Origin of the sequence: Nocardioides abyssi, assembly GCF_030412915.1 — a bacterium.
In the GTDB taxonomy this organism is placed as follows: domain Bacteria; phylum Actinomycetota; class Actinomycetes; order Propionibacteriales; family Nocardioidaceae; genus Nocardioides; species Nocardioides abyssi.
The window spans coordinates 1-273 of sequence record NZ_JAUHJR010000214.1 but is presented as its reverse complement, the minus strand read 5'-3'; the positions used below and the strand labels follow the sequence as shown (position 1 = coordinate 273).

1 protein-coding gene is annotated in these 273 nt (G+C 45.8%); it reads right to left on the bottom strand.

Annotated elements, in window-relative coordinates:
* Positions 1–252 (bottom strand): hypothetical protein (locus QWY29_RS20535; RefSeq protein ID WP_300963073.1); only part of this gene is annotated, 252 nt, incomplete at its 3' end.
* Positions 253–273: the final 21 nt, after the last annotated feature.

Below are 273 nucleotides of genomic sequence, written 5' to 3'. Positions count from 1 at the left end.
ATCGCCCATAATCTCAGGCTCCGGCATATAGCTTGCGCCGTTGCGCTCCATAATTTCTGCAAACTGGCAGATATGAAACACATTGTATCCGATCTGCGTATGATACTCGTCAATGAAGGTGCAGGGCTTCACAACCATTTCATCCGGGTAGTGAATCTGCACACAGCTGCCATCGGGGATATGAAACAAATCCTTATAATGGCTGTCGATAAATCGGATTTCCTTACCATCCGGGTTGTACTCATTTGTCATTTGCGCTTTCCTCCATTTTCA